This window comes from Ruegeria sp. CE9 (genome assembly GCF_056537425.1).
In genome coordinates this window covers 1-10524 of sequence record NZ_JBQFRO010000023.1, presented here as the reverse complement: position 1 = coordinate 10524, position 10524 = coordinate 1, and the positions used below count along the sequence as shown (strand labels likewise).

The 10524-nt window shown below is 54.5% G+C and carries 12 protein-coding genes and 1 pseudogene; 7 read left to right on the top strand and 6 right to left on the bottom strand.

Translation table 11 applies throughout. The annotated features are described in order from the left end of the window. Positions 1–162: 162 nt before the first annotated feature. The 4 genes from ACR0B3_RS23320 to ACR0B3_RS23305 all read right to left on the bottom strand — a co-directional run bounded on the left by ACR0B3_RS23320 (position 163) and on the right by ACR0B3_RS23305 (position 3137). Positions 163–600, bottom strand: coding sequence for a hypothetical protein (locus ACR0B3_RS23320; RefSeq protein ID WP_480811156.1), 438 nt, complete (start codon positions 598–600; stop codon positions 163–165). 41 nt (positions 601–641) lie between these two features. After that, positions 642–1886, bottom strand: a complete 1245-nt coding sequence (locus tag ACR0B3_RS23315; RefSeq protein ID WP_480811155.1) for a hypothetical protein — start codon at positions 1884–1886, stop codon at positions 642–644. A gap of 87 nt (positions 1887–1973) precedes the next feature. After that, a complete protein-coding gene (locus ACR0B3_RS23310) occupies positions 1974–2528 on the bottom strand; it encodes a cytochrome P460 family protein (protein WP_480811154.1) in 555 nt (184 codons plus the stop codon). A 3-nt stretch (positions 2529–2531) separates the two neighbouring features. Continuing rightward, a complete protein-coding gene (locus tag ACR0B3_RS23305) occupies positions 2532–3137 on the bottom strand; it encodes a cytochrome P460 family protein (RefSeq protein ID WP_480811153.1) in 606 nt (201 codons plus the stop codon). 107 nt (positions 3138–3244) lie between these two features. Here ACR0B3_RS23305 and ACR0B3_RS23300 point away from each other — a divergent pair, with 107 nt between their 5' ends. After that, a complete protein-coding gene (locus ACR0B3_RS23300; protein ID WP_480811152.1) occupies positions 3245–4147 on the top strand; it encodes a LysR family transcriptional regulator in 903 nt (300 codons plus the stop codon). A 489-nt stretch (positions 4148–4636) separates the two neighbouring features. Here ACR0B3_RS23300 and ACR0B3_RS23295 read toward each other — a convergent pair whose 3' ends face one another. Next, entirely contained in the window at positions 4637–5125 is a 489-nt protein-coding gene (locus ACR0B3_RS23295) for a LysR family transcriptional regulator (protein ID WP_480811151.1), read from the bottom strand. Between the two features lie 105 nt (positions 5126–5230). On the opposite strand from ACR0B3_RS23295, the gene ACR0B3_RS23290 reads away from it, so the two are divergent. The 6 genes and pseudogenes from ACR0B3_RS23290 (at position 5231) to ACR0B3_RS23265 (ending at position 9192) form a co-directional block, all read left to right on the top strand. Next, a complete protein-coding gene (locus tag ACR0B3_RS23290) occupies positions 5231–5611 on the top strand; it encodes a hypothetical protein (protein WP_480811150.1) in 381 nt (126 codons plus the stop codon). Further along, a pseudogene (locus tag ACR0B3_RS23285) lies at positions 5611–6351 on the top strand (mandelate racemase/muconate lactonizing enzyme family protein). The gene ACR0B3_RS23290 and the pseudogene ACR0B3_RS23285 overlap by 1 nt, the downstream one beginning before the upstream one ends. Next, entirely contained in the window at positions 6348–7355 is a 1008-nt protein-coding gene (locus tag ACR0B3_RS23280) for an Ldh family oxidoreductase (RefSeq protein ID WP_480811149.1), read from the top strand. The pseudogene ACR0B3_RS23285 and the gene ACR0B3_RS23280 overlap by 4 nt, the downstream one beginning before the upstream one ends. Further along, positions 7352–7675, top strand: coding sequence for a protein kinase family protein (locus ACR0B3_RS23275; protein ID WP_480811148.1), 324 nt, complete (start codon positions 7352–7354; stop codon positions 7673–7675). Before ACR0B3_RS23280 ends, ACR0B3_RS23275 begins: the two co-directional genes overlap by 4 nt. 22 nt (positions 7676–7697) lie before the next feature. Further along, positions 7698–8246, top strand: a complete 549-nt coding sequence (locus tag ACR0B3_RS23270) for a phosphotransferase family protein (protein WP_480811147.1) — start codon at positions 7698–7700, stop codon at positions 8244–8246. Next, the gene (locus tag ACR0B3_RS23265; RefSeq protein WP_480811146.1) at positions 8236–9192 is read left to right on the top strand and encodes a sugar phosphate isomerase/epimerase family protein; all 957 of its coding nucleotides are present in this window, start codon (positions 8236–8238) and stop codon (positions 9190–9192) included. Before ACR0B3_RS23270 ends, ACR0B3_RS23265 begins: the two co-directional genes overlap by 11 nt. Before the next feature lie 253 nt (positions 9193–9445). On the opposite strand, the gene ACR0B3_RS23260 is transcribed toward ACR0B3_RS23265, so the two are convergent. Beyond that, entirely contained in the window at positions 9446–10423 is a 978-nt protein-coding gene (locus ACR0B3_RS23260; RefSeq protein ID WP_480811145.1) for an HpcH/HpaI aldolase/citrate lyase family protein, read from the bottom strand. Positions 10424–10524: the final 101 nt, after the last annotated feature.

Below are 10524 nucleotides of genomic sequence, written 5' to 3'. Positions count from 1 at the left end.
GCATGCGGGAAATGCCCGTTGCGACGTTCAATGTCGATAAAGGTCCGGTAACGGCCTTCGTCATGCAGCCTGGCAATCGCTGTATCGAGCTTAATTGCGTCTTCTGTTCTCATCACCACGCAGACCCTTTCGTCGGCTCACTCAATGCAAACTATCGGTTGGTCACTTGTACACTTGCCAAGTCAGCCCGGCAGCGACCACGCCGGGAAGGGCTTTTACAAACAAGTGTTTGTGAACAAATTGCACCCCTGCAATGGGGATGAATTTCCCAAGATGGTATTCAAACTCAGTATCCGCATTTCCATAGTACGCAGTCCCGGCAAACAGCGTCCAAGACTGACCAAACCGGCGACCCAAGGTCGCCGACACCGATAGATCACCATAGCTGTTGCGAAAAATTCCAATTTCCATATCCCGTTTTGCTGTCAACCAAGAAACAAACAGACCCGGGTTCACCTCTTCGAATTCTTCGTCCGAGAAATGATGCGAACCCAGCAATAGCGATATCCGGTCCGGATCTGCCCCGGCCTCGTCAACCATGAGGCAACACAACGTGCTCAATGCGGACAAGGCGGTCCAGACCTTCGATCTGGACCGCATTCGCGCGTTCCTTCTCAGGACGAAAGAAGAAACGCCCGACATCAGTAGACGGCGAGGCCGTATGTACCCAGTTCAGGTAATCCGCCAAGCGTTTGTTTCAGTTCAAGATCACCGTCAGGCCGGATAGAAAACACCATGACTTCGCCGCGATTTCCGACCAACTGGTAGATTTCCGTGCCATCAGCGCTGACTTCGATATCACTGAAGAACAGCTTTTCGGATGGATTCTTGAAAGCGCGCGCATTCAACAATGCCGCTGTTCCGTTCTCTCGAACCCGAAAACTGCTGATTGAACTGGATAGCGCATTTGCGGCCCACAAGGTTTTGCCGTCATGTGAGATCGTGACCCAGCAATTTGCAATTTCTCCGCCTTCGACGCCCGCGCCGGTCAGGACATCGCCCGATACCAGCGAAAGCGCTCCGTCCGATGACAGCTTGTATGTCGACAGCGATCCCGTTTGCCAGGAATAGAGCGGGCTAAGTGCGACCTCTCCACTGCCTTCGCGCAACATGAAATCCGGCGTTAGAAAGCGGGCTTCTGACATCAGGATCGTGTCGCCTGAAACCGCAAAGCCGACCGGGATCGCCTGGAACCGGTCATCGTCGTCGCGGGGCGAGGACACTTGTGAGACAGGCTGCGCCGAAAGTGACCCGTCCTGAACGCCGAAAATCTTGACCTCTCCGGTCACCAACTCATTCACGATAACGAAATCGCCGGTGTCAGAGAATGCGATGGTCGACGGGCGCGCCTTGAGATCGCGCACTGATCCGGTGACGGGTTGCAACTTGCCGTCCGCGATACGGTACATGCCGATGCTTCCCGCGCTGTTGTTCATCCCAACACCCGCGACGGCCAGCATATCATCGTGAAATGCAAGGCTGATCGGAAATTGATCGGGGGCGGGAACACTGTTGGCCACGCTCAGTACGCCGTCTTCGCCAATTGACATCAGTGACACGGTCGCATCGCCAGGATTGACCACTGCCAGGAAGCGGCCATCTGCGGTCATCGCAAGCGAGTTTGCGGATATCAACGGATCGTCGCCATTGGCGAGTGGGTGAGAGGGATCTTTTTTCAAATCGGGGATTTCCAGATCTCCGGTCCCCTTGCCACCGGTGAGATATTCACCGGACATCATGTAAACACCGGACTCGTCGGCCTGATACCCGACAACCGAGTTCTCATCGGCCTTGTTCGTTACGACATAGAAGCCCTTGGTTTCTGCATGCGCCACGCCTGCAAATACCAAAGCAGAAGTCAAAGAAAGAGAGTACAGAGTTCGCATTGCGCTCCTCCTGTTTAGTTTAGTTTTTTGGGTGATCCGGCGCGGATTTTTTGTTTCAAATAGCGCGCCAGAATTGGTCAGATTTGCTTAGTCCGTGTGCAGCACCGGATATCCTTCGAGGAATATCCAATCCGTTTGCTTTGCCGGGACGTGGCAGGTTTTGCATTCAAACCGATAGTCGGTCGTCGTCGTGGTTTGCCGGTCATCGACGTCAAAATACGCCCATCCCCAGCCTAATCCCCACAGATCATTGCCGTCGAAGCGATTTTGCTTGTCCTTGACCATGACAAACCAGCCAGTGACATCCGTGGCAAAGGCGGCTGTACCAGTATTGTATTCGTCAGTCTTCGCTTCCAACAGTTCCTTGATCAGAACGGCGCCATCCGGGAATGATCCGGTTTCCAGATACTGTTCGATGACGCCGGGCTGTGTGTAGACGACGTGTTGGCCCGTGGCTTCGCCTTCGTCCAGTAGCGTCCAGGTCCCAAGGACTGGCCAGGTCGCGCGAAACTCGCCTTCGAGCATGTGGATACTACCCTCGGGTCCTACGACCCCATAGGTCGGCACAGAAAAATTCTGCGCCGACCCGGGGAGCGCTCCGATCGGGCCAATCAGAGCGAGGCACCATATAAGACGTTTCACGTCTTAGTTCCCCTGCACCGCGCGCAGTACTGGATAGAACTGCGTGAATACAAAATCCGTGTCCGCGTTGGCTTCGTGGCACGAGTTGCAGGATTCAGCCGGAAAAGCCTGCGCGGTTTGCGCATAAGGCTCTCCATCATGCCCAAAGCTGTAATAGACCCAGCCGCCTGGCTCGTCCGAAAATCGATCGGTATCTTTGACGGTCAGTTCCAGCCCGACAAATTCGCCTTGGAAATAACCGTTCCCGGACACTTCAAAACAGGCGCCATCTTCTTCGGTGCAGTTGTCACCTTCGCGGATCATCACCAATTCCTTGGCGATTTGGGTGCCGTTTGCCCATTCCCCAGTTTTCGCGAAATGATCAAAGGCAGAAGGTTCGACATAAACATTATGGAACTCGGGAAATGGCGCTTCACCATCATTCAACGCGTTGGGGGTCAAAGGTGATCCGATAAAAATCCAGCGGCGGTAATCGGTGGGAACATTGACTGATCCATCGCTGTTAAAAGTGGCTTCGGCAATGGCATCTGAGGAGGATTGCGCAAGAACGGCCCCGGTGAGTGCAGTGGCGGCAATCCCGATCGCGGCGGCAAATTTGGTTATTTTCATCAGAGGGGTCTCCTTTTTGGCTGACCCCAAAGTTAAGTCCCCCATTCATTCATTATGGTTATAAAATACATAACCGCTGCTCCAAAGACTTTTGGATATGAGGACACATGGACCTACGCCGTATTCGATATTTCCTTACTCTTGCGCGCACGCTGAACTTTTCCGAGGCCGCGCGCGAACTTAAGGTATCGCAACCCGCCCTGAGCAAGGCGATCCAGCAACTTGAGTCTGAGGTTGGCGGCTATCTAATCCGCCGCGAAGGCCGATTGACCCATTTGACACCATTGGGTGAGCGCATGCGCGCCTCTCTGCAAGATGTCGAGGATGCAGCGCTGCGAGCAGAACAATTGGCATCGCGCCTGTCCAATTCCGAGATGACGAGCATTCGGATTGCCGTGATGTGCACGATCGACCCCGGAATGGTGGGGCAATGTCTGGCGCAGTTTCAGCAAAAGCATCCCAAGCTTGGAATACAGCTGATGGATTTCACGGCCACATCGATTCAGGATGCGTTGCTGCAGGGAAAAATCGACGTCGCAATTATCGGCAGCCCGGTCGAAGCTGTTCCGAGGCTGCGCACCTACGAGCTGTTTCAAGAGAAAATGGTCGTCTCGTGCGGGCTACAGAACCGGCTGGCCGCGCGGGATTCCATTCCGCTGAAGATGATTGCCGAATTTCCCTATATCGACAGAATGCGGTGCGAGTTCCGCGACATGATTTTGTCGATAGCGGACAAACATGATATTAACCTCAACATCGTCGCCAGCAGCGAGCGCGAAGACTGGATCAAATCGTTGCTATCGCAAGATCACGGAATTTCAATCATGCCGTCAAGTTCCGCAAAATCGGCCGGATTGAAATCTGTTGCGTTGCAGGATCAGGATCTGCTCAGATCGGTCTATCTTGCGATACCCAGCGGGCGAGAGGATCAAACTGCTGTGCGCGCGTTGGTCAGTTACATTAAATCCTACGATTGGGGTGCAAACCGGTTGCAGAACGAAATCGTCTGATTTGGAAATGGCTGTCGGTTCGAGGGGGGGACAAAGCTCGCGACATAGCCGTTTGCACTGGTGTTCACCGACTTAGCACCAGATAATTGAAGAGAAGGCCGGGTGAGTGCGTAGGTATGCTCTCATTCGGATATCCAAGGTGATACGCGAAACAGGTTTTTAACACGCATGACGTTACCTTGGTCAGGCTGCCATCTGCCAGGTAAGAGGTGATTAACGTGCGACTTCCCAAAACCACGCCCTCTCCATCCAAAGCAGCATCAAGGGCCATCATGTAGGTCGGATATTGTGCTGCCAGCTTTAACTCTGCCACTCGTCCCGAAACACGTGTCATCCAGCTTTGCAAATTCAGCCAACGTGCGTATGAAAGGACATAGTCATGTAGGTCAAACTGTAACAGCTCGTCAGGTGTGACGTCGGAGGGTGCTTCTTAAGCCGTATGGCTTTAAGGTATTGTGGGGAAGCTACCGGCACTAATTCTTCCACCAGTTACGGGGTCAGGGACCAGCCAGGGAAGCCGCCCGAGCAATAGATGATGGCCAAGTCGTTCGCGGTATCGATTATTTCGGAAAGGGTGTCTGTACTGAGCACCCGAAGTTGCACGTCAGAGTGCTTCGCTGCAAACTTGCGAAGCTTGTCATTGAGCCACAAATGCGAAATCGAGTTTCCCGCGGCGAAGGTAATAGGGGTGGATGCGGTTTCATCCGCCAGAAACTCAAGCGTATCGCTCAATGACCCCAGAAGATCATGCAATCTGAAAAACAGCTGCTCGCCTTTTTGGCTGAAGCACAATTGGCGACCATTCCGAATGAACAAATCATAACCCAATTCGTCTTCTAGTTTCTTGATTCTGCGACTGACAGCTGCCTGCGAAACCAACAGCTCACGTGCCGCCGCAGAGAAATTCATGTTTTTGCCGCACACGTAGAAAACCCGAAGGGCGTTCAGTGAAATTCTGTCCAATGTTCGTTTGACCATGACTTTTTGTGCGGGGTGAATGCAGGTATTTAGGCAGTTTGGATACCTTTTGATGGGACGTATGATCAACTCCCAGAACGTCAGCGAGCAGACGGAAGGCGACAATTGTCCATAATATCAGATATTCAAATCACCCATCACCGACAGGTTCTTGACCCACCGTTCAAGGCCAGTTGGGATGGTCGCACACGTGGACACTTTGCTGTGACCATTGTTCGGGTGACAGATAGCGATGGCCGGATTGGAATTGGCTCGGGCGATCTGATGATTGGCTTTGACGGGCATCAGGAGCTGTTTCTTGGCCACGATCCCCGTCATCTGGAACGCCATTACGAGGTGTTGTCACATCTCAATTTTCACTACGGGCGTCCTTGGGCCCTGGATTTGGCCCTATGGGATTTGTGTGGCAAAATTTCGGATGAGCCGGTGTGGCGGATGCTGGGCGGCCGTCCAATCGTGTCCGGCTTTATGCGTCATCAGGTGTGATGCGGGATCCGGCAGCGATGGCTGCGCAGGCGCAGCGGTTTGTTGACGAAGGTTTTCCTGCAATGAAGGTCCGGTTCACGTCAGCTGAGGGTGGGCGCAGTGGCTGGCGCGAGGATATCAAAGCGCTTGAAGCTGTGCGCGCGGCCATTGGCGACCGAATGGAGTTGATGGTGGATTGCAATCAGGGCTGGCGTATGCCCTGGGACACAAACGCCAATTGGATGTTGAAAGATGCGCTTGCTGTCGCGCGCGAACTTGAACACCTGGGTGTGTAATGGATGGAAGAACCCTTGCACTGTGCGGACCGCAAGGGCATGGCCCAGCTTCGCCAGATGACAGATCTGCGCATCGCCGGGGGGAAAATGACCCGCGAACTGGATGCCTTCCGCGATCTGATCGAAGACCGAGCTCTGGACATTATTCAACCTGATTTGGCGCTGACTGGGGGCATCACTGGCGTGCGACGGCTGGCGCTGATGGCGCGTGAGGCAGGCGTGGTGTTGACCCCACATAGCTGGACCAACGGGATAGGCGTGCTGGGCAATGCGCACCTGTCTGCAGGGGTTGGGGACGTCCCTTGTCTGGAATGGCCCTATGATCCGCCCGAATGGTCGCTTGAACGTCGTGATTGGATGTTGCAATCGCCCTTGACCGCACAAGACGGATGGCTTGAATTAGGCGATGCCCCCGGTTTGGGGATCACGCTGACAGAGGATCTGGAGCAGGAGTTGCTACGTTGAGCGAAACCATATCACTGACGCCCGATGACGCCCGTTCATTGATCTTTGACGCCCTGACGGGGGCCGGTTTGGCAACTGACAAGGCTGATTACTTCACCGATGCAATACTTGATACGGAATTGTCGGGGCTCGAGGGGCACGGCTTTTACTGGCTGCAGTATTATTGCGAGCACCTTTTGAATGGAAAAGTGGACGGAAACGCCGAGCCGGATGTGCGCAAAATTTCAGAGAGCGCGTTTCAGGTGGATGCATGCCATGGGTTTGCGCATCCCGCGATCGAGGCTGGATTTGCGGAATTGATCCCGGCGGCTAAGGCGCAGGGTATCGCGGCGATGGGGGTTCACAATTCCTACAATGCGGCCACTTTGGGATATCACACCGGTGTTCTGGCTCGCGCAGGTCTTGTCGCCTTTGGCGCTACAAACTCGGTACCCGCAATTGCGCCGGTTGGCGGTAATATGCCGGTCATCGGCACGAACCCTTTGTCATTTGCTGTGCCGGATGGTGCAGGTGGAATTGCCTTTCTGATCGATCAATCGGCCTCGGCTGTCGCGTGGACCGCAGTGAAACGTGCCGCAGACGATGGCCGCCCGATCCCGCTTGGCTGGGCGCTGAATGCGGAAGGTCACGAAACCACGGATGCTGAGGCGGGATTGGCCGGGTCAATGGCACCGTCTGGCGGCGTAAAAGGGTTTTCCATGGGGCTGATTGTCGAGGTACTCTGCGCCGCCGTGGCTGGCGGAGAGCTGGGCACAACGATGGGGTCCTTTACCGACGATGATGGTCGGCCAATCGACAACGGCCAGTTCTTCATTGCAATTGACCCACAGAGATTCTCGGGGAATGCGTTTAGTCAACGCATCGCGGAATTGACCCAAAGCATTTTGTCCCAGAGCGGCGCACGTTTACCCAATCAGCGGCGAGAGGCCAACAAAATCAGATTGGCCCAAGAAGGGTTGAAGTTGGATGCCGTGCTCTACGAAAAGCTCGCAGGTTTTCGATGACGCGGAATGCCGAAACGGTGGCTTCCATCCGAACGCTTTTTCAACGTCTTGAACTGCACGATATTCCCCAGCGCGTGGATCTGTTGCAAGGTGGGTATCTAAACAGCGTCTATCTGGTTGAAACCGATATACGTAAACTGGTGTTTAAGTTTTTTGCGGAGCCAATCAAAGGCACGCTGTTTCCCAACTTTCCTGCTGACGAGGCTTCGGCGTCGCGTCACCTCGCACCACTGTATGTCGCGCCCAAACTGATCGGCTATTGGCCCGACGTGCAGGTAATGGCCAGTGCGTATCCAGTGCGTATCCAGTGCGTATGTTGAGGGCGGAACCTGGAATAGAGACATGAGCGCTGTTGCTACTTTGCTGTTGCGCAAAGAGGCAGCTGACCCGGCATGTTTTAGACACGTGCCGCTTACGCCGCATGACATTCTGACCGAAGGCGATCGGTTGTTTGCCCGCAGCGATCTGCCAGCGCCAGCGCGCCCTGTACCAATCGATTTACCACCCCCTGTTCGGCTGTCTCTGATCCACACCGATATCGGCGCTTCGAACCTTATTGGGCAGGGAGATGGGCTTCGGCTGATTGACTGGCAATGCCCCGCCGCAGGTGATCTGTGCGAGGACATTTACTCGTTCCTGTCCCCTGCTTTTCAAATCTTGTCCCAGCGCACTCCGTTTTCGCTGCAGGACCGGCAACAATTCTTCAGTTCCATGAACCTACCCGCTGTCGAGGTGCGCTATCACCAGCTGGAGCCGTTCTTCGCGTGGCGCATGGCCGGGTACTGCGGGCTGCGTGCATCCACGCATGCAGACGCGGATGTCAGAGCACGCTATCGCCGCGCATTAGACGCGGAAACTTTTCTTATTTTGGATCGGGCTAATGCAGATTGACCCAACCATCCATTCTTTCAGCCTTTGGCACCATTTTGAACATGTGCCCGGCTTTGATGCACTGGCCTTTGCCAGATTGGCCAAATCTTATGGCTTGTCGGGAATATCGCTGTCACTGAATGACCCCAACTATCGTCATTTGGGCGGAAAGGACCGCTCTAGGATGGATGCGCTGCGGGAGTATCTGCAATCCGAAGGTATGAGCCTGGAGGTCGATACCTCAGGCACCGATCCGGTGCACATGAACGAACTGTTAGATGTGGCCGCATACATGGGGGCGGATACACTGCGCACCTATACGCGGCATCGGGGCATGCCTTTCGAAATGCTGCGGGCCACTCAGAGCGATCTGGCCACCATCGTCGACCATGCGGAACAAGTGGGCGTTACCGTTGTGCTAGAGAACCATGAAGACTTCACCGGCTCGGAACTTGCCCAGATTGTCGAGGGTGTAGATCATCCTCGCTTGAAAATTCTGTATGACTACGGCAACTCGCAAATGGTGCTTGAAGACCCTGAGGCTGCCCTGGACGCGGTGATTGAACATGTGCATTCGGTGCATGTAAAGGACCACGTGATGGTACGTGCCGAAGATGCGGGGCAGTTGACGGTCGCTGGCGTACCGATGGGCGAGGGGAGCCTGCCGATCAAGCATCTAACCCAGCGCCTTCTGGATCAAGGTTTGCGCCGGTTCACTTTCGAAAACGTTTGGGCTTATTCAGCGCCTATTCAACCAGGGCGCGTTGTGCAGGGCGGTGTTGTCCTGGGTGAAAGCAGTTTCACTTTCGCTCAGCCGCCGTTTGATCCCAGCCAATTGGTACTAGACCAGTCGCAACTCACTGGACCCGATCTTGTTTATTTCGAAAAGAGCGCTCTTGTCCGCGGGATGGCCTGGTTCAAGTCCGCCTTGATCGAGCTCGGTTGTGACGGGTCTTGGAACATCTGAAACTTGTTCAGTGGTTGTTGCTCTATTTTCTATCAAGCCCCTTCGTCCTTAACTGGACGGGTCTTCTGACTCACATAAGGGTAAGAGCGTCTGGAATCGTTATTGATGTAGCTTCGTAGTTCCTCCACGCGCCAGATTTTTTGCGCGTAGAGGTGTCGTGCACATTGCCGGCTTAAAGAGCTTGCAACGCAAACGCTTCGTATCGCCGAGATTTTTGCACAGTGTTCCTTAAGCTTGCGCAATCATGGCAAGATTAAGCTGCAGCGATTTGCCGGGCTTTTTCGACCATTACTTCAGCCTGCCGGATTGAGGCATAGTCGATCAGGCGCCCGTCCAATGAAACTGCACCCTTGCCCGCGGCTTCGGCATCGGCCATCGCTTCAAGAATTCGCTGCGCTTTGGTCACTTCGGCGTCACCAGGCGACATAACCTCATTGGCAAGGGTGATCTGACTGGGATGAATGGCCCATTTGCCTTCACAGCCGAGAACAGCGGCGCGTTTGGCGGCGGCTTTATACCCCTCGGGGTCCTGAAAATCCCCGAATGGGCCGTCAATTGGTCGCAATCCGTTGGCGCGTGCAGCGACGACCATGCGTGCCAATGCATAGTGCCACATATCCCCCCAGTGGGTTGCGCGGGCAGCCTCGGCATCTGGGTCCGTCAGAACCGAATAATCCGGGTTCACACCGCCGATAATGGTTGTTCGCGCACGGGTGGACGCCGCATAGTCGGCAACTCCAAAATGCAAGCTTTCGTTTCGTTTTGAAGCCGCTGCGATTTCGCTGACATTCTGCATCCCAAGCGCTGTTTCGATGATGTGCTCGAACCCAATTCGCTTTTCATAGCCCATTGCATCTTCGATTTGGGTGACCATCATGTCGACCGCATAAACATCTGCGGCAGTCCCCACTTTAGGGATCATGATCAGGTCCAACCGCTTGCCTGCCTGCTCGACCACATCCACAACATCACGGTACATGTAGTGCGTATCCAGACCGTTGATCCGTACCGACATGGTTTTGTTGCCCCAGTCGATATCATTCAGAGCCTCAATGACGTTCTTGCGGGCCTGTTCTTTTTCGTCAGGCGCAACAGCGTCTTCCAGATCAAGGAAAATGACATCGACTTCTGATTTTGCCGCCTTTTCAAACATGCCCGGCTGGCTGCCGGGCACGGCCAATTCACTGCGGTTCAGACGTGCGGGTGCTTGCTCAATTGCGTGAAAGCTCATGATCTGGTCCTTGTCTCAGAGGTTTGGATAAATTGGGAAGCGGGCGCAGAGTTCTGCGACTTCGGCTTTGACTTTCGCCTCAACTGCGCTGTTGCCGTCTT